This is a genomic window from Acinetobacter sp. I-MWF, assembly GCF_025433935.1.
GTDB classification, from domain to species: Bacteria; Pseudomonadota; Gammaproteobacteria; order Pseudomonadales; family Moraxellaceae; genus Acinetobacter; species Acinetobacter guillouiae.
The window spans coordinates 482570-506740 of record NZ_JAMBAR010000001.1 but is presented as its reverse complement, the minus strand read 5'-3'; the positions used below and the strand labels follow the sequence as shown (position 1 = coordinate 506740).

Genomic DNA, 24171 nt, shown 5'->3' with positions numbered 1-24171 from the left:
CTCATCTTAAAATCTCAATTCGAAATCTTAACAACTTAATCAAGTGCCTGATTTATCAGAAGTTTTATTTAACATCACCGCCGATGGATGTGCATTCTACAGCATTCCCAATCCAACACAACCCCTTTTTTTAATTATTTTTCATTTTATCTATCACTTGCTTATTTATTCTTCTAAATTGACCTTATTTCTGTTTTTTGGTCTATTTTTTAAGCATGATCAGCACAGGACTGCTCGATTTATTTGATAATTTATTGTCTTTATCTATTTCCTGCCATTTTAAAGGGCGACAATCTATATATTCACAGTAACCACCCTCACCTTGATAATATTCATCATTGAGATGTAGTTGATAAACAAAACTTCCAACATAACCTGCTGCTAAACCAAATTTATAATCACCACGGCTTTGTGCTTGAATATCAATTTTGGTATTTTCATCTTGATATTGCCATTCAAACTCGCGTGGTAAATACATCTCCTGATGATTTACTGTTGTGACTTTAGGGAACACCCGATGAATATTGAAACAGACCTGTCGATCAAGCATTTTTGTTTCATTGTTTTGAATATCTCGAATATAGATACGTGAATGTAAAATATTATTCATCTGATCACGACTATGCATAAAAATAATCTGTAGATCATCATTCACTTGAATCAATTGATATGTATACAGCGCATAAGGCAGATAAGGGAAATTCACTGTTTTCATATATTCAAAAACAGCATTTTGTTCAATTTCGTAATTTTGATCCTTGTATTGAATAGTCCCTTTACAATGTGCAACCAAAGACCAGTGCTGTGCAAATCCAAATTTCAAATGAATAAAATGAGAAATTAAAGGCATTGTTGTAATGCTTAAATTCACACTCAATTCGTCATCTTGTCTTTGAATAATAAAATCAGGAATTTTTCCAAACACTTTTTCTTTTTGACCAAATGTATAGATCACATTGCTATTTTCATCAAGGTGAAATTGACATTCATGCTGAATTGAATATGAGTTTAATTGTCCCACCATATGGGGGCTGGAGCTGACCAGTAAGGTTGCTGTATCTAAAGCAGTTGTTGAGATTTCATTGTTATTGCAAAAAACAGGACTATTGGGCTGTCCAATCAAACTAAAAAAATTGAGGTAATGCAACGGCGCGGGTAAATTGGCAAGCACTAATTTTTGATGAATAATTTTATATCTGTCTTGTGGGGGATGACAGCAAAGTTCTATAGGCTTTTGAGCTTGATTCAGCTGTTTAGACTGATCTAAGAAATCTTGAAACAACCGCATATCAAGCCCCCTTACCTTTTTATCTTTTTACATTTTATTCAACAGTATTCTTTCTCGCTAAGAATGTTGTCACAAAACCAGAAATCGCATAGATAATCGAAATGACTAAAATCCCTACAGGAATATTATAAGTGATTGCTGCAAGGATAAAAACTGCTATAGGCAATACAAAGAATGGAACACGTTTACGGTCTACCGTTTTAAAAGAATAATATTTGATATTTGAAATCATCAACAAACCCACTGCAATGATAACAAATGCATTGGTCGCTTGAATCGCAACATCTTTTAAATCAAAAATATAGGTAAAATCTTGTCCAACCCATACCCATGCAATAATAATAATCGCTGCCAATGGGCTTGCCACACCGATGAAATAACGCTTATCAACCACACCAATTTGTACATTAAAGCGGGCTAAACGAAATGCAGCACACGCGGTATAAACAAAACAAGCAGCCAAGCCAATCCGCCCTAGATCATGCAAACTCCAGCTATACATCAAAATTGCTGGCGCAACACCAAATGCCAAGAGATCAGACAGTGAATCGAATTGTTCACCAAAAGCACTTTGTGCACCAATTGCACGAGCAACACGACCATCTAAACCATCAAATAGTGCTGCAAGGAAAATCGCATAAACGGCTTGAGTGAAGTCACCATTCATACTGGCAATGATCGAGTAAAAGCCAGATAACAATGCAGATGTTGTAATCAGGTTAGGCCACAAATAGATTCCGCGACGTTTGACCTTCTGCCCTTCATGGGTATGCTCTTCTTCTTCCACTTCAAAAGTAATGCCATCAAATCCATGGTCTTGATTAGAAGAGTTTGGGCTTTCTGGTTTATTTATATTTGTCATTTTTTGAATCCTATCTATGGCTCTTATGGAGCTGTTGATATCTCACTTAAATATTTTATCACATTCATTTTTAAGTGAAATTAATGTGAATTACTCAATGTATTTCGTCTTAATTTGTAATTCACACAATCGTTCATGTTTCTGTTGATATCCAATCGAATGGATTATTCACCCACTAACCAGCGAACAGCAGCATGTCCACCATTTTCACTCATACGTAAATGTGGGAACAACCATTGTAATGCCTCATCAGCATCGTTAGAGAATTTCCAAGGTGGGTTAATCACCAACAAACCACAACCATTCAAGCCGACTGGTGTGTCATCTGGCCAAACACAAACTTCACAAACCAACTGACGGCGAATCCCTGTTTTCATCATTTTCTTTTCAAAACGATCAATCATGGCACGGTCTTTAATTGGATACCAAATGGCAAATACACCTGTTGGCCATTTTTTATGTGCGGTGGCAATCAACTCGACCAATTGCGGAAAGTCTTTACGTTCTAATTCATAAGGTGGATCGATCATCACCAAACCACGTTTTTCTTTTGGTGGAATAACCCCCAAAAGACCTTCATAAGCATCACGCTCATGTAAACCCGCACGTTTATCGCGAATATTAAAATACAATTGTTGAAACACATCACGCTGCATTTCAAAAATAGTCGCTTTATCAATATCACGCATGCCTTCAAGTGCAAACCACGGTGAACCTGGATAAGCGCCTTTACCTGAACCTGCACGCATATCGTCAACAACTTTAAGATATTGTTTTACACCTTCAGGCGCATTACGTTTAATCGACTCATCAAGCTTAACCAGACGATGAATACCGGTTAAGAATTCACCTGATTTTTGTGCTTCAGAAGTAGATAAATCATATTTACCTGCACCACCATGTGTATCTATATAGCGATATGGTTTGTCTTTAGTATTTAGACGTGTCAAAAGTTGCAGCAATAACACATGTTTCATGACATCGGCAAAGTTGCCTGCATGGAAATGGTGACGGTAATTCATGTTTCGATTAATTCCTGAGTTCAATAATCATTTTAACACGAAAAAATATTTCTTCACTGTCCATCGTTTGTTCTAATATAACAACATATCTTTATTGCACTATTTTTTGGTAATTTATGGAAGCGCTGCTACCCCCAAAGTCATGGAATGTTGATCAAATTCTTGATGATTTAGATCAACATGGATTTACCATTATTGATCATGCTTACTCCGCTGAATACGGACTTCAACTGGTTGCAGAATGTACTTCAAATTTAAATCGCTTTCGTGAAGCAGCAATTCAAAATGGTGTGATCAGCAATATTCGCAGCGACCATATCTTGTGGATCAATGAAGAGCTCACGATCGCACAACAACATATTGATGCACTCAAACAGCTCTCGCAAATTTTAAACTACTCATTTTATTTAGGCATTCAGGATGTAGAAGCACATTTTGCCTGCTATAACGCAGGTGAATTCTATGCACTTCATCGCGATAATCCACAAGGTAAAAATGGTCGTATGATTTCTACGGTGTATTATCTACACCAAGAATGGCAGGATGACTGGGGCGGAAAATTACACTTACAGGATAAAAATAATGTTTGGCATGTTATAGAACCCCAGCCTAATCGTATTGCCATGTTCCAAAGTGATTTATTACATGAAGTGCTAGAAGCCAAACATCAGCGACTATCAATTACCGCATGGCTAAGAAGCGACAATACTGTGTTGTAATATACTCAGTTTTCAAATTTGCAACGCTGTATCTCTATAGGCCAAGCTTTAAATTATTGAAATAGACCTCATAATACTCTTCATAAATTCAGAGGATTCAGCACATGTTTGATAATACAAAACAAATCATCTCGCGTATTGGGGAAACAGATCAATTGTATTTGTCAGGCAATACACCTGAACTTGCACTTGAACGTGGGGACTTACGCTTACAGCTGGTCACTCAAAGTCATTCAAAGCAGGAACAAATTCATTTCTTGCAAGAAGCCATTGTTTTACTTGAAACTGCACGATTTGAATATGAAGAAATGCCAATGTCAGTCTACATTCAGCTTTCTTTGCATTTGGCCAAAGCTTATATGATTTACTTTGAACTGACCAAAGAATCACGTTATGCCTTGATTACGCAGCAGATTTTAAAACCTTTGGCACAACATCATCATGCTGATATTTACTTTATGTTGGCTTATGCATCTGTGAGTAAAAATGAATTTGCATTGACTCGTCACTGGTTGAGTAAATATATCAAGACAACTGATTTTGATTTAACCTTACTGCAACAACACACTGCATTTAGACCTGTTCGCGATGAAGCTTGGTTTAGTCAAATGATTCAGTCTAAATTACATTGATCAGCGCTATGCACATTCAAAATGACTCAATTTGTTATTCGTTTTGATCAATACGAAATAGAAAAGATGGCCATAACGGCCATCTTTTTTGTTGCTCTGGGGGAAACTAAATCATTAGGCTGTTAGCTTATATGCATCTAGATGTAATTGTTGGTTTAACTCGTCAATCCAAATTGCCCAATCATCATCTTGTATCAAATGACTAATTAATAAATCACGTTGAGATTTATTCCAAAACGGCGCTTCATGTAATGAAAGATTTGCTGGCAATTGATGAGTGCGTACATATAGCTCAATTGCTGCGGGACTATTTGCCAAACCAAGTTGAGAAAATAGTAATTCTAAGGATGGTGTGTTCGTCCTGAGCATATTGCCTCCTTATATAAATTTATTTGTCATCTTTTATTCAATTAACTTATAAGAAAATAATTTTAAAAGATAGTCTAGATTTTAATTTTCTTGTTTCAATTTGTGATTAAAAAACAAACAAATGTTGGCTTAATATAATTTATCTATTCTCAAGATGTTTGATTTGAAGCATAAAAAAGCACTCTAAATAGAGTGCTTTTTCAAAATTAATCTTTAACAGATTAAATTTTAATTATTTAAGCATATCAGCAATAGCTGCGCGCTCTTCTTCAAGTTCTTGAAGAGTTTTGTCCATACGTTCACGGCTGAATGCATCAATTTCTAAGCCTTCAACACGAGTGTATTCGCCATTTTCACAAATTACAGGAACACCGTACATCACACCTTCAGGAATTCCATAAGAACCGTCAGAAGGAATACCCATTGTTACCCATTCGCCATTGGTGCCAAGCGCCCAATCACGCATATGATCGATCGCAGCATTTGCAGCAGAAGCAGCAGAAGAAAGACCACGCGCTTCAATGATTGCAGCACCACGTTTACCAACAGTTGGAAGGAATACGTTTGCGTTCCAATCAGCATCGTTGATTTTGTCTTTTAAGCTTACGCCATTTGCAGTTGCAAAACGGTAGTCCGCATACATTGTTGGAGAGTGGTTACCCCAAACTGTAAGGTTTTTGATATCCGCTACAGCAACACCCGCTTTTTGAGCAATTTGAGTCAACGCACGGTTGTGGTCAAGACGTAACATTGCTGTAAAGTTCTTCGCTGGAAGATCTGGAGCAGATTTCATTGCGATATAAGCATTTGTATTTGCAGGGTTACCTACAACAAGTACTTTAACGTCACGGCTCGCAACTTCGTTAAGTGCTTGGCCTTGACCAATGAAGATTTCACCGTTCACTTTCAACAAGTCAGCACGTTCCATACCAGGACCGCGTGGACGTGAACCAACCAATAACGCGTAGTCAGCATCTTTAAATGCAACTTTTGGATCATCAGTACCGATCATGCCAGCCAATAATGGGAAAGCACAGTCATCTAATTCCATCATTACGCCTTTAAGCGCAGCTTGAGCTTTCTCAAATGGAACTTCTAACAATTGCAAAATAACGGGTTGGTCTTTACCAAGCATTTCACCGCTAGCGATACGGAATAATAAGCTGTAACCGATTTGACCAGCTGCGCCAGTAACGGCAACGCGAACAGGTTGCTTCATGTAATTATCTCCAATGAGGATCGTTAATGTGATTAAACGGTTAAATCCGTTTTAATCGAATTATCATAAACGGCAAAGATTGTACTCCAATCCTTTAACAGTTGCATGTAAAAGAGAATGCTTTTCAACAAAAGTATGATAGGAAATATAAATAAAATTCCTCAGAAGAACTAATAAGTCCCTTTGATCGAGAATGTATTTGGGCAGTTTGAAACAATGTGATTTGAACATTGTTTATACTGACCATTGACCCGATAACACACTTGAACCTCGGTTAACACTGGGTTTGACGATGAACTTTGACAAGTAAAACGGATACTGTCGTTATTCATTCCCGGGTTTAATCTAACAAATTGAGTTTTTAACGCATTATGTTGCACATTTTTGTTTTCAGAGCTGGTTAAATCTGCAGGAATTTTCAAACGATCTGCTAAATTAATCACAGTTCTAAAATATTGACTCGCGTTCATTGGAACACAGCCACCCACGCTACGCCACAACTGAATACGTGCATTTTCCTCAGGCATTACCCGTGCAACCACCTTAGCTTGTAAAGGGGTCAAACTTGCAGATGTATTGGTGGTGCAATTCCGCTCTGTCGTTTCAGGCAACAGACCTGTGATTGTCAATGAATAACCTTCGAGACATTTGCGTTGCTTTTGTTTTGAAGAATCAAGTGCACAGACAGCAGGTGTCAACTGGACTTGCATGACATAGCCTTGTAATTGCGGTGCAGCATGTAACTGCACATTGAGCCCAAACAATCCCGCAAAGCATAAGCTCCATGCTAAGCAAGATTGTTTCAATTTACGCAAAATTTTGAAAATCATTGATTTACCAACAAAGTTTCATCCAAGTCCAAATAGTTTTATTGTGAAACACGGGTTGGAATAACAGGCATACGACTTTCAATCGCTTGAGGCCCTTGTCCCAACAAGATTCCATAATGTGCTGCATTGGTCATCACATTTTTTACATAGTCACGTGTTTCATTCAGAGGAATAGATTCTGTATATTGATCTGCTGAAAGATTTTGATAATCTGGCTGCCAACGTTTCGCGCGATTTGGCCCAGCATTATACCCTGCGGTTGCCAAGACAGGATTACTGCTTAATTGACCATGAATCATCGACAGATAGAAAGTACCATAGCGAATATTGGTATTGGCATCACTGAGTGCAGCAGGATTATAAGTTTCACCCATTTGTTTTGCCACCAACTTTGCAGTGCCTGGCATGATTTGCATCAAACCACCTGCACCAACATGTGAGCGAGCAGCAGTCACAAAACGGCTTTCTTGGCGCATTAAACCATAGGCCCAAGCAGGATCAATACCCGCATTACGGCTATGACTCACCACCAACGACTGATGAGGTGTGGCATAACGATAAACATAGTTATGTTTTTTCTCAGTACGTTCTGCTGCGTAAATTGCACGATCATACCAGCCCATATCAGTTGCACGTTTTGCCGCAGCAAGCAGTAACCCATCATCATGTTTTAAGTATGCCTGACGTACCGCCCAGTTCCATTCCCTATTGGTATAAGTCGCAGGCGCATTAATATTTCGCAAAGTAAATGCACGACGGAAATGAATATCGCTATTTAAGCGTTGCTGATCATCAGTTGAAGGCTGTTCTCTGGCAGGGCTATCATTATATTTTTGCCCCAAATGATCTTTGGCAAGCAAATTATGATAATCATCACCCGACATTGCCAATCGTTGATAGATATCTTTGGCGGTTCTTTTAGATTGTGCATCATTGCGTTGTTCTGAAGCACGTGCCAACCAGTATTGCCAACGGTCTTCTTGCTTTTGTGTCACGCTCATACTGTCTATTGCACGAATCACACTTTCCCAAGCCCCAAATCGAATGGCTTGTCGTGCATAAACTTCTGCTTCTTCTGCACTGAAAGGCGCACCATAGCTTGCATCAAAATTTTGCAGTACTTCACGATTAAAATTATTTTTCATAACGGTCGTTCCGCCGATATAACCGACAGTACGATAAATATATTTTTGCACATCCGCTGGTACGCCCTGAACTAACTTAGGTACCGACTGCAAAGCGCTGGTTAAATCCGTATCTGCTGCACGACCCAGTGCATAAACCAAATAAGCATATTCTTCTACATTGTTTTTTGGTGCAGACCATAAATAATTTAATGGATTCGCTTGGATTTGGTTCAATTGAGTTAACGATAAATTAACGCCTATCGTTTGTGCGGTAGCGATGGCTAGACCAGACTGCCCTGCTCTCAATTGCGCATATAATCGTTGTTGGCGATCTTGGGCAGTCATGAGTGGACTACTAAGCATCATGCGACCTAAACCATTGCATGATTCAGGTTGAGAGTTGGTTGCCAACCAAACATCTTTAAATTCAGCGTAGACTAAAACGTCACCAGTTTTCGCACGAACTTGAGCAACGGCACAACGTTCTGCTTGATCTGGATTAGAGACATATTGCAATACAGGCTGCGCGCTGGCGTAATCTGCTTGTTTAACCTTCTCTTCGACATAATCCGCAGCCAACTTTTCCGCCATCGCCGATTGAGGATAACGTTGCGCAAAGCTAATAATATTTGCAGAAGGTTGAAAAGCGAGATTTGAATTCAGTGACCAATACTCAGGATAATAGCCCAAAGCATCATTTTGCATTGAAGAACGATATTGTTCTAAAGCACTTGGATTATTTGCATTGCGTAAAGCATCATTAAACTGCTCTTCAACAGCATGAGCCACTTGCAGGCTTGTACATGCAACTGTTCCTAAAAGGTAAAGTTTTAATTTATTTTGCTTAAGTTGCTGCTTTAACACCGTTTTTCTCTCAACCTGCATGATGTGCCTTTAACATACTGATGCACTTATTTGTGCCTAGTTTAATTATTCTAATCCATTTCTACTGTTGTGTTATGTAACCTTATGATTCATCATTAATATTGTTCTCTATTTTTTCTTCATAATTTTCATTTTCAATGCCCTACAATCCAATAAATGGCAATAGCCGCTAAATATTTTCCTGAGTTCACTCTAAATGCTATAAAATGGCGCGCCTTTTATGAGTCTGTTAAAATAGCAGGCTTAGTACACATTCAAAATTCCCTTTATTCATAGGAAAGACGCCTCCATGACGGTTCAAACCTTCATTCCCAATGGTGCCAAAGCTGCCTCAGAAAACACTGTAACCCAGCCACAGCACACCCCAGCCGACGGTGCAGTAAAAAAACTGTATATCGAAACGCAAGGGTGTCAGATGAATGAGTATGACAGTCATCGTATGGCAGATCTTTTAGGTGACTCGCACGGTTATATTTTAACCAAAGATCCAAGTGACGCAGATATCCTATTAATGAATACCTGCTCAATTCGAGAAAAAGCCCAAGAAAAAGTATTTTCTGAATTGGGTCGCTGGCGCAAATTAAAAGAAAAAAATCCTGATCTCGTCATCGGTGTTGGTGGATGTGTTGCTTCTCAAGAAGGCGACAACATTCAAAAACGTGCACCGTATGTCGATATGGTTTTTGGCCCTCAAACCTTGCACCGTTTACCGCAAATGCTGGATCAGCATGTTGAGCAAATTGAAAAGCCGAAGAAAGACAAAATTAAACTTGTAGATATTTCATTCCCAGATATTGAAAAATTCGACTTTTTACCTGAACCGCGTGTTGAAGGTTACAAAGCGTTTGTTTCAATCATGGAAGGTTGTTCGAAGTACTGTTCTTTCTGTGTGGTTCCCTATACTCGTGGTGAAGAAGTTTCTCGTCCTTTGGATGATGTCTTGGCAGAAATCGCCGGTTTGGCTGAAAAAGGCGTTCGTGAAATTAGCCTATTAGGACAAAATGTAAATGGCTACCGTGGTGAAACTTTTGAAGGTGAAATTTGTACCTTTGCGGATTTATTACGTTTGGTTGCAGAAATTCCAGGAATCGGTCGTTTACGTTATACAACATCACATCCGCTCGAATTTAATGAAGATTTGATTCAATGCTACCGTGACCTACCACAAATGGTTTCACATCTGCATTTACCTGTACAAAGCGGCTCAAATGATGTGTTACAAGCGATGAAACGTAACCACACCATTGATGTCTATATCGAAAAAATTGCCAAACTGCGTAAAGCTCGTCCAGATATGCATTTATCTTCAGATTTTATTATCGGCTTCCCTGGTGAAACTGATGCACATTTTGAAGAAACCTATCAGTTTATCCAAGATTTAGACTTTGATCATTCTTATAGTTTTGTTTATTCAAAACGTCCTGGCACACCAGCGTCTGAATTACCTGATGACACCTCTGATGCAGTCAAGAAAGAACGTTTAGCCAAAGTTCAACACTGGATTAAACAATCAAGTATTCGTAAAACCGATGCGATGTTAGGGACCATTCAACGTGTATTGGTTGAAAATGTTTCCAATAAAGATCCAAATTTATTGGTCGGTACAGCTGACAATACACGTTTAGTAACATTTGTAGGTGACGCCTCTTGGGTCGGACGCTTTGCAGAGATTGAGGTTACAGAGATTAAGACCCTAAATTTAGTTTATGGAGAACTCTTGAATCTTGAGCCTGACGTGGCGTAATGTAAGGGTATAGACTTTACTTTAAAAAAGGATATCTCTTGACTGCAGCGATTCGACGTACAGTAGCTTTTCCAGGTATTTCAGTTGAACGTTTAAAAAGCATGTTAGGTGCTTATAACGGTCATCTGAAACAAATCGAACAACGTTTAAATGTCAACATTTCTCATCGCAACGATAACTTCTATATCGATGGTGATTTAGAAGCAGTAGAGAGAGCTGAAGGTTTATTGCAGCGTTTGCATGCAGAAGCTGAACTCTCTCAGCAAATCAGTGCTGATACGATTCATTTGATGATTCAAGGCAGCCAAACTGACCGTGAGTTACAAGACGACCTTTCAGACAATGAGCATACCGGTTTAGATGATGTCTGGTTGCAAACGCGTAAAGGTCGAATCAATCCTCGTGGTGCCAATCAAAAACGTTATGTACAACGTATTCTACAAAGCGATATTTCTTTCGGGATCGGCCCTGCAGGTACAGGTAAAACCTATCTTGCAGTCGCTGCTGCGGTAGATATGCTAGAACGTAATGAAATTCAACGTATCCTTTTGGTTCGCCCTGCTGTTGAAGCTGGGGAAAAACTCGGTTTCTTGCCGGGTGATTTAAGCCAAAAGATCGACCCATATCTACGCCCGCTTTATGATGCATTGTATGAAATGCTTGGCTTTGAAAAAGTTGCAAAACTGATTGAGCGCCAAGTGATTGAAGTTGCACCGCTTGCTTATATGCGTGGTCGTACATTAAATCATTCCTTTGTGATTCTCGATGAAGCACAAAACACCACCCCTGAACAGATGAAGATGTTTTTGACCCGTTTAGGTTTTGGTTCTCGTGCAGTGATCACTGGGGATATTACACAGGTCGATTTACCACGCGGGCAACAGTCTGGTCTTGCTCACGCATTGCGTATCATCGAAAAGATCAAAGAAATTCACATCACTCGCTTCCATTCCCGAGATGTCGTTCGTCACCAGCTGGTACAAAAAATTGTAGAGGCTTATGAAGGATGGGACAGTGAACAATACCGTTTAAGTGCTGAAGCACGTGCAGAACGTAAAGCACGTCAAGAAGCCTTAATTTCTGAAAATGATTCTGCCGCAGATGCTCAACATGAAGAACATACTGCTGCAAATCAGGAAAATGTTTAAGGACTGTTTTTGAAACTTAGCTTATCGTTACAACAAGCGTTTGAAGCACCAGAATTGGTGCTCAAACGTGTCTATGTAAAAAAAGTCATTGAAACAACACTACGTCATATTGATGTAGACCAAGATTGTGAAATCGGAATTGCGTGTGTTGATGAAGATGAAAGTCACAAATTAAATTTTGAATATCGTGAAAAAGACAAACCCACCAATGTATTGTCTTTTCCAAGTGAAATTCCAGAAGAAGTTTTACCCATGCTCGATGCATTACCCATCGGTGATTTAGTCATTTGCATCCCCGTGGTTTTACAAGAGTCGATTGAACAACAAAAGACACCGATTGAGCATTTCACTCATATGCTGGTTCATGGCACCTTACATTTAATGGGTTATGACCATGAAACTTCTGATGATGATGCTGAAGAAATGGAAGCACTCGAAATTGAAATCTTGAAAAAACTAGGCTTTGAAAACCCTTATACTGTTAAAGAAAGTTGATTTTATAATCAACCCCAAATCCCTCTGCTCTAGAGGGATTTTTTGTTTCATTCAAATGAGATGCCTTTCAAAAACAGATCTCATTCGAAAATCTAAGTATTTGAATACATCATCATGGTGTATTATCGGAAACTCTCCCAAATCCCAACTTGCCCTTCTTTGACACGTGGAATATTGCCTAATTTAATCCAAGGCATATTGTCACCATGGAAATCACTCCCCACAGACACTTTTAAACCGTGTTCAGCAATCATTCGATCGACCATTTGTCGTGTTGAAGCGGGTTCCATTGCGGGTGGAAGCTCAACAGCATCACCGCCATATTGTGCAAATATTTCAATTAAATAACGAGTATTTGTTGCTGATAAATCATAACGTGTTGGATGTGCCAATACTGCAAAACCTTGACTCTCATGAATCACCTGAATGGTTTCTGCTAAACCTAAACCATCAAATTTCACATAGGCTTTTTTACCTTCCTTAATGTATTTATCAAATGCCTGCTGTGCGCGCTGAACAAAACCCTTTTCTACAAGGGTCTTGGCAATATGCGTCCGAGTAATCCGATCAGGTTCACCATCTACCTTTGCCACAACTTCTGCATAAATATCCTGATGAATCAAAGGAATTAGCAGATCACAGATTTGCTTGGCTCGCTCAGCACGAATTTTCTTCTGTTGCGTTAAAAGCTGTTGTAATGGTTCAGGATTTTGCATATTGAGTGCAACAATATGCACACCATAACTTTTTTTAGTCTCTGGTCTGGACCATTGACTGGAGATTTCTACACCTGAAATGATTTGAATTGGTTGATTTTTTGCAAATTGTTCAGCTTGTATTAAGCCATCCATGCTATCGTGGTCCGTCAATGCAAGTGTATGTATGCTTTTCTCGATGGCAGCTTGAACCAATAACTCTGGCGTCAGAGTCCCATCAGAAATATTACTGTGAGTATGTAAATCTATGCCTTGCATCTTTTATACTATCCCATCAACCTGAACAGACTAGATACTTTAACATGAAAGCACTTTTAGACTTTGTGCCCCTCATAATTTTCTTTTATTTATACAAAACGGTTGATCCTAAAAACACCGATCATCCATTATTACAATTGATCGGCTCAGCAGGTGGTGTAAATAACAACAACATTCTTGTTGCAACTACAGGTCTGATTATTTCAATGCTTGTGGTCTATGGTGCGTTATTCATTTTCCAAAAATTCCGTCTGGATAAACAACAATGGTTTGTTTTGTTCATGACCGTCATTTTTGGCGGAATCACCTTAATGTTGAGTGATGACTTCTATATTCGCCTGAAAGCTGCAATTTTGAATTTAGCCTTTGCTGGCGCGTTCTTACTCTCTCCCTATTTTGGTAAAGAAAAGAAGCCACTCATTCAAAGATTATTTGGTCCTGTTTTAAACCTGACTGAAAAAGGCTGGAAAAATCTAAACTTTGCATGGGCTGCAATGTTCATTGTCATGTCTTGTTTACATATTTTCTTCGCATTTTTATTTGCAGGTGGAAAATATTGGGGTGAATTTACAGCATTTGGTGACATGATCGTCATGTTTTCCTTTATTATTATCCAGTTTGTTATATTACGAAAACACTTTAAATCTACCGATGAATAAAGTGTTTTAGAAAATCGAGAAATATCATGCCATTATTTGTAATTACGTGTACAGATCAAGCAGGTACAGTAGAAAAACGTCTTGCTGTACGCCCACAACATTTAGCTCGACTCGAAAAGTTAGATGCTGAAGGCCGTGTCATCGTGGCTGGGGCGATGCCGATTGATCGTGAAAATCCACAAGCAGGTTTTTATGGCAGTACTTTAATTCTCGATTTTGACAGCCGTGAAGCTTTGGATGAATGGTTAAAAGACGAACCTTTCTTAAAAGAAGGGATTTATAGTCATATTGATGTTAAACCATTCAATAAAGCATTGCCTAAGGGATAACATAATGCGCGTTGTCGTCCAAAGCTTACTTAGCCTGACTTTAAGTTCTTTTGTACTTTTATCACCTGTTGTATCGGCTGAGCCTACTCAATCTTCAGCGACTCAAGCAACGACGGCAGCGCCTACTCAGGCGACCCAACCTGTTGCACCGCCAAAACCGAGTATTATTCCTGCTGTAGCAGGTGCAAATTCCAGCACCCAAACACAGGCGCAAGCACAAGAAAATAAACCTTTAACGGCTGAACAAATTAGCAAAGAAAAAGCGTCTCAAGATGCCAAAGCTAAAGCTTTGGTTAAAGACCAAGCAACACGTTTACAGCAACTTGAAAAGGCCAATTTAGAAGCCCTTTCACAGAACCAAGAATTACAACTCAAAAATGACAATCTGGGTGTACAAGTTCAAGTTCTACAAAGTGAACAAAGTGCGCAAATGTTCTTATATGGTGCTGCGACCATTGCTGTTGGTGTTTTACTTGGCTTTTTAATCGCAAGTTATATCTATACCAAACGTCGTCGTCAGTGGTAAGCCCACTGCTTTGACTTTGCACTTAGAAAGTTTCACGCTATAACCTGATACTGCGAAATGTCAGGTTTTTTCATTTTAATTATCAAAAGGTAATCTGCTTTGTCAAATGCCATTCAAACTGCCGATTTAGACTGGCAATGTATTGATGGAATTGAAGTTCCAATTTCCAAACAATTTGGTGATGTCTATTTTTCTAAAGACAACGGGTTACTTGAAACCCGACACGTATTTTTGAATGGTAATGATCTTTCAACACGACTTGCAGATTTAGATGATTTTGAATATTTCTGTGTTGGTGAAACTGGCTTTGGTACAGGATTAAATATTTTGGCATTGTGGCAACTTTGGCACAATGTTCGTCCAGATAATCATAGCCACCTACATGTGATCAGTATAGAGAAGTTCCCCTTGTCTAAACAGGATTTAACCCGTGCGTTAAAGGTCTGGACTGAACTTCAACAATTTTCTGATCAGTTGATTCAACACTATCCATTGCCCATCGCTGGTTGTCACCGTTTAAACTTTCCAGAAGCGCGTTTTTCAATTGATCTGTGGTTAGGTGATGCACATGATGTATTTCCAGCAATGATAAAAGCCCAACAAGTTAACGCATGGTTTTTAGATGGATTTGCCCCTTCTTGTAATCCAGACATGTGGGAAGACAAAGTTTTAAACAATATTGTCAGACTGTCAGATTTTGGAACAACTTTTGCCTCATTTAGCGTGGCAGGTGTGCTTAAACGGGGTCTAAAACAGCATGGAATCACTATTTCACGTCCGCGCGGTTTTGGTCATAAACGTGAAATGCTAAAAGCCATTTGGAATGCGCCTGAACAAGCAGCCGAAGAAAATCAATCTCAGTCAATGGACCTTGCAGCGCAAAACATTCAAAAAAAAATAGGGAAAAATCAAAATAATTTAAATCAACGCCACATTGCCATCATTGGTGCTGGAATTGCAGGTTTAAGCTGCGCATGGGGATTTGCCCAAAGAGGACATCAAGTTACGATTTACGACCAATCAGCGCCTTTAGCAGGTGCTTCTGGTAATCCTCTGGCCTTATTAAATCCGAAACTATGCCCTATCGAGCAAAGTTCGGAACATTTAATGACCTTGGCTTGGCAACATGCCCTACAGCACTATCCAAAATTTCAGGCTTTTCGTGCTATTGCGGTTCAACAATTAGCACAAAAAAATGCTGAACATTTACTGGGTTTAGCAGCGCAATATCCTCAAGATTTACTCAAAACTCAAACAGCCGATGATTTAGAGCTACAAACCACGCTAGAGAGCTTACAGCTCACTCAAGCGGGTTCAATTTATCCCCAGCAACTCAAAGACCAAATTCTTGAACATCCGCTGATTCAATTTAAACATGCTCACATTCATAGTATTGTTCAATCGAATCATCATCAATTAACACTACAAAATAGCCAGCACACAGATCTTGGTGATTTTAATCATGTGATTGTATGTTGTGCCAAGGAAAGCCATGCTTTTTTTGATCAGTTCCCGATACTCAAACCGATCCGTGGACAAGTCAGTTGGCTCAACAATGTTAAACACCGATTAGATCCGCAATATGCTTACAGTTATGGTGGCTACTGCATGCAGCTTGATGAGCAGCATTTGATTTTAGGTGCTTCTTTTTATCCCAATCGTGATGACACTGAAGTTTTGCTTGAAGACCATGTGCATAACTATGAACTTATCCACAGTGTGTTTCCACAATACGCAGAATCACTCTGCAAAGTAGATGAATGGCACGGGCGTGCTTCTGTACGAGCCCAAAGTTTGGACTATTTTCCATTACTGGGAAAAGTTGAAGCTGAGAAAGAGATTTATACATTTTCTGGGCTTGGCTCTAAAGGTTTTTTATTTGCGCCCTTGTGTAGTGAAATCTTGGTGGCTTTGGTCCTTAATCAAGCTTGCCCGATTCCCCAAAATTTATTGCAAAAATTAAATCCAAACCGCTTTCAAAAGAAAGTAAAAGCCAAAAAACCTTATTTTAAACCGATTCAATCATGATTCTTTTTTATTGATTATCGTAATAAAAAAGCGCCTTTCGGCGCTTTTTTATGAACCCTGTTCTAATGGGAGACCTGCATCACGTGCTGCACGTGTTCCCCCCATAAGTACAACGTAATCACGAGAATCATCTAAACTCTCTAATTTTTCAGCAGCTCGAGGCGCTTTACTTCCACCACCACATAAAATGTAAATGGACTGATCCGAATTCACTTGAGTCAAGCTCTCAGCACTTAAACCATCTATAGGCTGATTTACAGCCCCTTTTACATGGCCTTCGGCAAAGGCTTTTGCATCACGAACATCCCAGATAACTGCATTTTCTGGGAACTCAAATGTTGTAATTTCTAATTTACGGATCATTGTGCACTCCTTTGATGTAAACAACACTTGGCAAATGAAGAAAACATCCCTAGCATCTCAGATATTCTTTCCATTTGTAAAGGTCTAAACTATGCCATCTTTCGATATTGTTTCAGAATTAGAGATTTTTGAAGTAAATCATGCTGTTCAAAACACACAAAAAGAAATTGCAACACGCTTTGACTTCCGTGGTCAGGACGTTTCAATCGAAATTAATGAAAAAGCCAAAGAAATTAAAATTTCAACTGAAAGTGATTTCCAGTGTGAACAAGTCTATAGCATGCTTGAAAATCATTTCTTTAAACGTAAAATCGATATTCAAGCCCTTGATCCACAAAAAATGACGGCTTCAGGTAAAAATATTGTGCAAGTGATCAAGCTTAAAGATGGACTTGACTCAGATACCGCAAAAAAAATTAATAAAGCCATTAAAGAAAGTGGCGTCAAAGTGCAATCTTCTATCCAAGGTGACAAGATACGTGTAACTGATAAAAAGCGCGATACATTACAGCAAGTTATGGCATTTTTAAAAGAACAACAATTCGGTGTACCTTTACAATTTAATAACTTCAAAGACTAAGGTCTTTAGCAACACTATAGGTTAAGACATGACTCAGACCAACCGTTTATCTAAACTTGTGAAAGCGACTTCTAAATTCCCTAAAGGCATTCGTAGTACGCTCTGGAGTAAGGCGTTTGGTCGAGTTGTGCCTATGGTGGGCACAGCCAATATTAAGTACCTAGAAGTCAGCCATTCAAAAGTTGTGGTGGAAATTAAAAACCACCGTGCCATGCAAAACCATATTGGACAATTACACGCTGTTGCAATGGCGTTGATTGCTGAAACAGCAACAGGCTTTGTCACAGGTATGAATGTTCCTGATAGTTCAATTGTCTTGATCAAAAGCATGCATATTGAATATAAACGACCATCTAAAGGTGATATGACAGCAACAGCGACATTGAGCAAAGAACAAATTTTAGAAATGCAAAGCTCTGAAAAAGGTGAAACGCTGGTTCCAGTCACCATTATGGATGAATCTGGAAAAGAGCCTGTAGAATGCCAAATGGTGTGGGCTTGGGTGTCAAAAGAACGCCTAAAAAAGAAATAAATACAAATCTGCAAATGTAAATAAAACTTACTGCTCAGTAAGTATAAAATTTACCAAAGTACAAATAATGAGTGACGATTATTCACTATATTCATGCTTATTTACTCATCAAGATGGTGTTATTTCCACCACCATCTTGAACTATTGAGATTTGAACTATAGAGAATAACCATGCGATCAGCTACGCCAAGAAAAATTATTGTACTCAGCCTCATTCTAAGCCCTATTTTGTTTCTCACTGCATGTGCCCAAAATCCAAATCACGTTGCTACTACTGCAACGGGCAACACATTAGCAGCGAATTCAACCACCCAACAAGCGCAACAAAATAAAGCCATTGTGACTGATTTTTATGAAGGTGTATTTCAAAAGCATCAAGTTAAAGCATATGCAGATCGTTATATTGGTGACCAATATATTCAGCACAATCCGCGTGTTCCAGATGGTAAAGCGCCCTTTGTAAATCACTTTACCCAGTATTTCCAAAAAAATCCTGAAGCAAAAAGTGTAATCAAACGTGCTGTCGCAGAAGGAAACTTAGTATTTTTACACGTTCATTCAGCTCAAAATCCACAAGATCGTGGTGTTGCGATTGTCGATATCTTTAGAGTCGAAAATGGAAAAATTGTTGAACACTGGGATGTACAACAAGCTGTTCCAGAATCAAGCGCCAACAGCAATACCATGTTTTAACACAGTATTTAAATCAAACGATCTAAGCACCTATTCCATAAAAAATCCCAAACAATGTTGGGATTTTTTATCTTGATCATTCAAGCACTTTGCGACGCTAAATACTTCTGCTTTACATCTTCAGGAATTTGGCGTTTATTTCCCGCAACATCTACAGCGACAAAGGTAAATACACCTGCAGTGACACGTTTGGCAGCACGAGAACTGTCATGACTATCCCAAACTTCGATCTGCATTTGAATCGATGTATTACCGACCTTTAAAAGCTTGGTATAACAGCTGATCACATCCCCCACTTTTACGGGAACAAGAAAAGTCATCTGATTAATCGAAATCGTTGCACAACGCCCTTTACTAAAGCGTTCTGCATGAATTGCACCAGCCAAATCCATTTGTGAAACAATCCAACCACCAAAAACATCACCACTCCAGTTTGTATCTGCTGGCATTGCGATGGTTTGTAAAGACAGTGTACCTTCAGGTTTTACATGAGAATCTGACACAATAACTCCGAGCCCGTGAATTACTTATGGGCATTCAATTGTTGATCTAACCATTCTTGTAATTGGTTAGCACGTAACGCACCACTTATTCTAGCAACTTCCGTGGTTTTATTCATTAAAACCAAGGTTGGGATACTGCGAATATTAAATGCACTACTTAACCGTGGATTCGCTTCAGTATCAATTTTAGCAAAAACCACATGAGGGTTATTTTTTGCAACTTCAGCAAAATGCGGTGCCATCATTTTACAAGGACCACACCACTCTGCCCATAAATCAATCATAATTGGCAAATCACTATGACTAACAAAGTTACTAAAATTTTGTTCATTTAACTCAATAGGAGCAAGTGCAATCAAATTTTGATGACATTGACCACAAGTGGGTTGAGCATTTAGTTTATCTTCGGGAACTCGGTTTTTTGCGCCACATGATGGACATACAATAATCATCTAGCTCACTCCAATGTGTTGATGTAAAAACTCTAATTGGGTCAAAATTGATTTTTCCAACCATTTCCCATGATAAATATCAAAATGCGCCATATCCCATTCATGATATTGTACAAAAGGTGCAATATTTGTCGCCGTTTCCCGACTAGATTCAATCGGGATAAAACTGTCTTTTTTAGCCGCAATAAATAGCACAGGAATATTAATACTTCTGACGGTCTGAATTGGTCTAAAACGGATTAAATTAAAAAATACCCGTGCCGGAACTTCACCACTCCAAAAGTAGTCTGGATTTACAATCGACATATAGCCGTTATAACTATCTTTGGTCGGAATAAAACATAAATCAAAGGGATGTACCACTGGTAAGGTTCTTGGAAGCATGCCAACTTTTGCCCCCATATAATCTTGACTGGATATTTTTAATGCCTTGGGTAACTGTTGAATTGGAAACAATTTTGCAGTTTCTGCCCCATCCACATAAGGCACTTGCACCATAATGGCTTGGACACTTTTTAGCTCACTTGCAAGACTAAGTACATAGCCTCCACTCAAAGAGGTCCCCCAAAGCACTATTTTTTTTGGATTAATTTTCTTTTGTGTTGCGACATAACTGACCACGGTTTTCCAATCATCCAACTGATTCTGCAATGAAATCAGTTCACGAGGAAAGCCTGTACTTCCTCCCCAAAAACGATAATCAAACAGCACAACCGCATAGCCTGCCTGTGCTATTTTTTGCGCATAGTTCACCAACTTAAATTGTCTTAAACATGCAAATCCATGAGCCATAATAATAACAGCAGGTTTTTTTAGATTTTTAGGTCGATAAAAATCTGCCGCTATGACTTCTTGTCCAATGGGGATATATAGTGGTTCAACTGTATATGCGTACATACACACTCCATTGCGTTATCTTTTATAGATATTTCTTTTATAAATCTTTTATCGTTCAAACTCAGTTCTGAGCTTAATGCTATTATATATAGCATATTGGATTTTAAATCATATAGGAGTGACGAAATGAGTGAAAATGTTGGTTTTGCTGGTCAAATTGGTCCAGAACATATTGCTCAAGTGGCAGAAAAAGGCTTTAAGTCTATAATGAATAATCGTCCTGATATGGAAGGCGGAACAGAACAGCCTACAAGTGCTCAAATTGAAGAAGCTGCACGTGCTGCAGGTTTGGACTATGTATTTCTACCTGTCGTTGCTGGTCAAATCACAGAAGTTGATGTCAGAAGCTTTGCCAACCGCTTTAACGAGCTTCCAAAACCAGTACTCATGTTTTGTCGTACAGGTAATCGTTCAAATAACCTCTATCAAATTGCAAAACAAATGGATTTATTAGATGACGAATAAATTCTCATGAATATAGAAGGCATTCTATTGAATGTCTTTTGGTTCACCTTAAATGGAAAAGCTTAAGTTTTTACAGCAATTCGAATAGATTGCACTTTTAAAATTTTGCAACAATTTAAACAGATCTGTTTAGTGAATCAAACAGGTATTGTACCTATGCTTAAATGGTTATATGACAAACTAAGCAAGTTCACGATATGATCTTTGGCATCTTTTCGTCTTTTCTATAATTTAAAAATAAAGGGATCTTCACATGCAACAGGCTCTATTTGGTGGTGGCTGCTTTTGGTGTACCGAAGCCGTATTTTTACAGCTCAAAGGTGTCAATCACGTAGTCAGTGGTTATGCTGGCGGGCATACTCCCAATCCAACTTATGAAGCAATTTGTAATGGGGATACCAATCATGCTGAAGTGATTTTGATTGAATTTGATGAACAGCAAATCAATTATCAACAATTACTCACGGTTTTTTTTGCAATTCATGATCCAACTACATTAAACCGCCAAGGCAATGATATTGGAACACAATATCGTTCGGTGATTTATTACTTCAATGAACAGCAAAAACTTGAATCTGAACAATTTATTGAGCAGCTTAAAGCAGATGGTTTAAATATTGTGACTGAACTCAGTCCAGCACCCACCTTCCATCCTGCCGAAGAATATCATCAAAACTTCTTTGCCCGTAATCCTGCGCAAGGTTATTGTAATTTTGCCATTCCACCAAAATTACTCAAACTTCATAGCCAATTTCAAGATCTTTTAAAAGAATAAGATCACTGAAAATACTTCACTTTATATAACAAAAGTGAACTAACCCAATAGCCAAAATATCAACATAAAAAAACCTCCTTAAAAGGAGGTTTTAAAATATTTGTAATTATTTAAATTAATTATCACTCATAAAGGCAAGATCATTTAATCCTGCTTCACTTGCACGAGACATCACTTGTGCAACGGTATCATAGCGAGATTCTTTATCCGCTCTCAACTGTACAGCTGGTTTTACTGGCTTTTGACCTTCTTCATCAAATCGTTTAGCCAATTCATCTAAAGTGATGACTTTATCATTCCAAGCCACATCGCCATTCTGATTGATACTGATGGTAATTGCTTCAGGTGGAGGCGCGATTACTTCAGCAGTGGTCTTTGGTAAAGTTAATGGTATCGATGGGTTAGCAACGGTGGCTGTCACCAAGAAGATGATCATCAATACCAACATAATATCGATCAGCGGAATGAGATTCATCTCATTCATGCCAGAATCGTTGTCTTCTCCCAATTGAAAAGCCATTAAGCTTGACCTCCAACTAAACCTTTACTGGTAGATTCAGATTCAACTTTTTGCGTTGAAGAATCTTGTTGTAACATCGTATCAATTAACAAACCATGTGCTTGATCTTGCAACTCATTTGACAATGTACGGTTAAAACGTACGCAAATGTTATATGCCAATACCGCTGGAATCGCAACAGCAAGACCTAGACCAGTCATGATCAGTGCCTCACCAACTGGCGTTGCAACTTGAGCTAAACCTGCTTGACCACTTTTACCTACAGCAACAAGTGCGTGGAAGATTCCCCATACCGTACCAAATAAACCAACAAATGGTGCAAGTGAAGCAATCGTTCCTAAAACTGAAACACCTTTTTCAGCATTGGCCTTTTCTGCTGAGATTTGACGTAGTAACGCTTGTTCTGCAACTGCTTTACGTTGGTCAAAGCTTAATGGCGCAAGCTTGGCTTTTAATGCTTTTAAAGCCTGAGCAAGGTGATCCTGAGCAACCTGCTTGAGTTGACGCGTGCCTAGAATACGCAAAATGAACACAGTCCACGTTGCAATAGACATTGCCAATAACACGAAATACAGTGTCTTACTGACCGCATCAGCATGTTGCCAATAAACTGAAAAGTTCATATGCACATTTCCTAATTCTTAAAAAAATTATTTACTTTTTAGAGACCGACAATGCAAAATCTTGCCTAATTTTAAATGGTACACCCGCACCATTTTCTCTATAAGCTTTAAATTTTGCAGATTGAGTCTGCTTAACAACATAACTATCTAAACTTGAATTACCACTAGATTGAAGAATACGAACATTGGTAATATTTCCGCCCGCATCCGCAGTAATTTCTAGATTCACAACTTTTGTTCCATCTTCTGGAGACATCAGTTTAAGTAATTGCTCTTTTGCGATACGTGGACTACGACTCCAAGACACCTGACCTTCATTTACATTACGCGGCGTGTTTCTTTGCTCTTGATCACGACGTTGACGATCGCGCTCATCTTGCTCACGTTTTTGACGATCACGTTCATCTTGTTCACGTTTCTGCTGTTCCGCACGCTTCTGATCATCTTGACGTTTTTGCTCATCTTGACGTGCCTTATCCTGCTTCTGTTGCTCTTCTAAACGCTTTTGTTCTTCAAGCTTTCTTGCCCGATCATCATTTTCTACAGGTTTTTTCTGCTCAATGATTTTTGGCTTAACCACAGGTTTAGGCTCAACTTTCTTCTTTATAGGTTTCGGTTGAACTTTAGGTTTGATGGGTTCAGATGGAGGAGGTGGCGGCGGTGGAACATCTTCTTTTAACTTTAAAAATTTGATTTTTAAAGGTTCTTTCTTTATTTGAGGCAGTTCAAATGGTTTCATATGACTTACCCCCCACAACACACCTACGTGCCCGACAACAACTGCTAACACTGCAGCAAGGACTTTTTTCTTCATCGGTGGTGGCGTTTGAAGTGGTGCAATGGAAGACTGACTCATAAGAATCTAAATACCTAAAATTGAGCAAACTACAAAAAATTATTCAGTTTGTAGAT

Annotated in this window: 29 protein-coding genes; 14 read left to right on the top strand and 15 right to left on the bottom strand. The window is 38.8% G+C overall.

Going from position 1 to position 24171, the window contains the following annotated elements:
• Positions 1–202: 202 nt before the first annotated feature.
• The 3 genes from M2R48_RS02470 to M2R48_RS02460 form a co-directional block, all read right to left on the bottom strand.
• Positions 203–1288: a DUF6670 family protein gene (locus M2R48_RS02470; protein WP_056516960.1), complete on the bottom strand. Its 1086-nt coding sequence runs from the start codon at positions 1286–1288 to the stop codon at positions 203–205.
• Positions 1289–1322: 34 nt separating this feature from the next.
• Positions 1323–2150, bottom strand: a complete 828-nt coding sequence (pssA, locus tag M2R48_RS02465; protein ID WP_004717950.1) for a CDP-diacylglycerol--serine O-phosphatidyltransferase — start codon at positions 2148–2150, stop codon at positions 1323–1325.
• A 164-nt stretch (positions 2151–2314) separates the two neighbouring features.
• Positions 2315–3172 (bottom strand): 23S rRNA (adenine(2030)-N(6))-methyltransferase RlmJ, encoded by an 858-nt coding sequence (locus M2R48_RS02460; protein ID WP_262084978.1) that lies wholly within the window; start codon positions 3170–3172, stop codon positions 2315–2317.
• A 116-nt stretch (positions 3173–3288) separates the two neighbouring features.
• On the opposite strand from M2R48_RS02460, the gene M2R48_RS02455 reads away from it, so the two are divergent.
• Both M2R48_RS02455 and M2R48_RS02450 read left to right on the top strand, forming a co-directional pair.
• Positions 3289–3891, top strand: a complete 603-nt coding sequence (locus M2R48_RS02455; protein ID WP_056516955.1) for a 2OG-Fe(II) oxygenase — start codon at positions 3289–3291, stop codon at positions 3889–3891.
• Between the two features lie 104 nt (positions 3892–3995).
• Positions 3996–4523 carry a hypothetical protein gene (locus M2R48_RS02450; RefSeq protein WP_262084977.1) on the top strand — a complete coding sequence of 176 codons (528 nt, stop codon included), beginning with the start codon at positions 3996–3998 and terminating at the stop codon, positions 4521–4523.
• A gap of 114 nt (positions 4524–4637) precedes the next feature.
• Here M2R48_RS02450 and M2R48_RS02445 read toward each other — a convergent pair whose 3' ends face one another.
• The 4 genes from M2R48_RS02445 to M2R48_RS02430 form a co-directional block, all read right to left on the bottom strand.
• Positions 4638–4892, bottom strand: coding sequence for a DUF2789 family protein (locus M2R48_RS02445; RefSeq protein WP_004818847.1), 255 nt, complete (start codon positions 4890–4892; stop codon positions 4638–4640).
• A 232-nt stretch (positions 4893–5124) separates the two neighbouring features.
• A complete protein-coding gene (locus M2R48_RS02440) occupies positions 5125–6111 on the bottom strand; it encodes a malate dehydrogenase (RefSeq protein ID WP_004717959.1) in 987 nt (328 codons plus the stop codon).
• A gap of 170 nt (positions 6112–6281) precedes the next feature.
• Entirely contained in the window at positions 6282–6941 is a 660-nt protein-coding gene (locus M2R48_RS02435) for a ribonuclease T2 family protein (protein WP_004717962.1), read from the bottom strand.
• 38 nt (positions 6942–6979) lie between these two features.
• On the bottom strand, positions 6980–8953 hold the full coding sequence (locus M2R48_RS02430) for a lytic transglycosylase domain-containing protein (RefSeq protein WP_262084976.1): 1974 nt from the start codon (positions 8951–8953) through the stop codon (positions 6980–6982).
• 289 nt (positions 8954–9242) lie between these two features.
• Here M2R48_RS02430 and miaB point away from each other — a divergent pair, with 289 nt between their 5' ends.
• Genes miaB through ybeY form a run of 3 tightly spaced genes read left to right on the top strand, consistent with a single transcriptional unit; the run spans position 9243 to position 12340 of the window.
• Positions 9243–10697 (top strand): tRNA (N6-isopentenyl adenosine(37)-C2)-methylthiotransferase MiaB, encoded by a 1455-nt coding sequence (miaB, locus tag M2R48_RS02425; protein ID WP_004717965.1) that lies wholly within the window; start codon positions 9243–9245, stop codon positions 10695–10697.
• Positions 10698–10735: 38 nt separating this feature from the next.
• Positions 10736–11845 carry a PhoH family protein gene (locus M2R48_RS02420; RefSeq protein ID WP_004717967.1) on the top strand — a complete coding sequence of 370 codons (1110 nt, stop codon included), beginning with the start codon at positions 10736–10738 and terminating at the stop codon, positions 11843–11845.
• A 9-nt stretch (positions 11846–11854) separates the two neighbouring features.
• Positions 11855–12340, top strand: coding sequence for an rRNA maturation RNase YbeY (gene ybeY / locus M2R48_RS02415; protein ID WP_004818840.1), 486 nt, complete (start codon positions 11855–11857; stop codon positions 12338–12340).
• Between the two features lie 122 nt (positions 12341–12462).
• Here the strand turns inward: ybeY and M2R48_RS02410 are convergent, their stop codons facing one another.
• Positions 12463–13314, bottom strand: coding sequence for a PHP domain-containing protein (locus M2R48_RS02410; RefSeq protein WP_034611696.1), 852 nt, complete (start codon positions 13312–13314; stop codon positions 12463–12465).
• Between the two features lie 44 nt (positions 13315–13358).
• On the opposite strand from M2R48_RS02410, the gene M2R48_RS02405 reads away from it, so the two are divergent.
• The 4 genes from M2R48_RS02405 (at position 13359) to mnmC (ending at position 16856) form a co-directional block, all read left to right on the top strand.
• Complete coding sequence (locus M2R48_RS02405) at positions 13359–13973, top strand: inner membrane-spanning protein YciB (protein WP_004717972.1); 615 nt, start codon at positions 13359–13361, stop codon at positions 13971–13973.
• A gap of 26 nt (positions 13974–13999) precedes the next feature.
• A complete protein-coding gene (locus M2R48_RS02400; RefSeq protein ID WP_004717974.1) occupies positions 14000–14302 on the top strand; it encodes a YciI family protein in 303 nt (100 codons plus the stop codon).
• A 4-nt stretch (positions 14303–14306) separates the two neighbouring features.
• On the top strand, positions 14307–14828 hold the full coding sequence (locus tag M2R48_RS02395; protein ID WP_056516941.1) for a hypothetical protein: 522 nt from the start codon (positions 14307–14309) through the stop codon (positions 14826–14828).
• 99 nt (positions 14829–14927) lie between these two features.
• Positions 14928–16856, top strand: coding sequence for an FAD-dependent 5-carboxymethylaminomethyl-2-thiouridine(34) oxidoreductase MnmC (gene mnmC, locus M2R48_RS02390; RefSeq protein WP_166783085.1), 1929 nt, complete (start codon positions 14928–14930; stop codon positions 16854–16856).
• Between the two features lie 48 nt (positions 16857–16904).
• Here mnmC and M2R48_RS02385 read toward each other — a convergent pair whose 3' ends face one another.
• Positions 16905–17219, bottom strand: a complete 315-nt coding sequence (locus M2R48_RS02385) for a rhodanese-like domain-containing protein (protein WP_004717980.1) — start codon at positions 17217–17219, stop codon at positions 16905–16907.
• Between the two features lie 91 nt (positions 17220–17310).
• On the opposite strand from M2R48_RS02385, the gene M2R48_RS02380 reads away from it, so the two are divergent.
• The 3 genes from M2R48_RS02380 to M2R48_RS02370 all read left to right on the top strand — a co-directional run bounded on the left by M2R48_RS02380 (position 17311) and on the right by M2R48_RS02370 (position 19024).
• Positions 17311–17799 (top strand): YajQ family cyclic di-GMP-binding protein, encoded by a 489-nt coding sequence (locus tag M2R48_RS02380; RefSeq protein WP_004717983.1) that lies wholly within the window; start codon positions 17311–17313, stop codon positions 17797–17799.
• A 28-nt stretch (positions 17800–17827) separates the two neighbouring features.
• The gene (locus M2R48_RS02375) at positions 17828–18331 is read left to right on the top strand and encodes a DUF4442 domain-containing protein (protein ID WP_004717985.1); all 504 of its coding nucleotides are present in this window, start codon (positions 17828–17830) and stop codon (positions 18329–18331) included.
• 171 nt (positions 18332–18502) lie between these two features.
• Positions 18503–19024, top strand: coding sequence for an ester cyclase (locus M2R48_RS02370; protein WP_262084975.1), 522 nt, complete (start codon positions 18503–18505; stop codon positions 19022–19024).
• Between the two features lie 80 nt (positions 19025–19104).
• Here M2R48_RS02370 and M2R48_RS02365 read toward each other — a convergent pair whose 3' ends face one another.
• From M2R48_RS02365 to M2R48_RS02355, 3 genes are all read right to left on the bottom strand, one after another.
• Positions 19105–19473 carry an acyl-CoA thioesterase gene (locus M2R48_RS02365; protein ID WP_154130156.1) on the bottom strand — a complete coding sequence of 123 codons (369 nt, stop codon included), beginning with the start codon at positions 19471–19473 and terminating at the stop codon, positions 19105–19107.
• Between the two features lie 74 nt (positions 19474–19547).
• On the bottom strand, positions 19548–19979 hold the full coding sequence (gene trxC, locus M2R48_RS02360; RefSeq protein ID WP_056516933.1) for a thioredoxin TrxC: 432 nt from the start codon (positions 19977–19979) through the stop codon (positions 19548–19550).
• The gene (locus tag M2R48_RS02355; RefSeq protein WP_262084974.1) at positions 19980–20876 is read right to left on the bottom strand and encodes an alpha/beta hydrolase; all 897 of its coding nucleotides are present in this window, start codon (positions 20874–20876) and stop codon (positions 19980–19982) included. It lies immediately after the preceding gene.
• A gap of 126 nt (positions 20877–21002) precedes the next feature.
• Between M2R48_RS02355 and M2R48_RS02350 the strand changes: the two genes are divergently transcribed.
• On the top strand, positions 21003–21341 hold the full coding sequence (locus tag M2R48_RS02350) for a TIGR01244 family sulfur transferase (protein WP_056516927.1): 339 nt from the start codon (positions 21003–21005) through the stop codon (positions 21339–21341).
• A 253-nt stretch (positions 21342–21594) separates the two neighbouring features.
• Positions 21595–22116, top strand: coding sequence for a peptide-methionine (S)-S-oxide reductase MsrA (gene msrA / locus M2R48_RS02345; RefSeq protein ID WP_004717992.1), 522 nt, complete (start codon positions 21595–21597; stop codon positions 22114–22116).
• 115 nt (positions 22117–22231) lie between these two features.
• On the opposite strand, the gene M2R48_RS02340 is transcribed toward msrA, so the two are convergent.
• From M2R48_RS02340 to M2R48_RS02330, 3 genes are read right to left on the bottom strand one after another with little or no spacing between them, the layout of a single operon-like run.
• Entirely contained in the window at positions 22232–22636 is a 405-nt protein-coding gene (locus M2R48_RS02340; RefSeq protein ID WP_004717995.1) for an ExbD/TolR family protein, read from the bottom strand.
• Positions 22636–23259, bottom strand: coding sequence for a MotA/TolQ/ExbB proton channel family protein (locus M2R48_RS02335; RefSeq protein WP_004717997.1), 624 nt, complete (start codon positions 23257–23259; stop codon positions 22636–22638). The genes M2R48_RS02340 and M2R48_RS02335 overlap by 1 nt, the downstream gene beginning before the upstream one ends.
• A gap of 31 nt (positions 23260–23290) precedes the next feature.
• Complete coding sequence (locus M2R48_RS02330; protein ID WP_262084973.1) at positions 23291–24115, bottom strand: energy transducer TonB; 825 nt, start codon at positions 24113–24115, stop codon at positions 23291–23293.
• Positions 24116–24171: the final 56 nt, after the last annotated feature.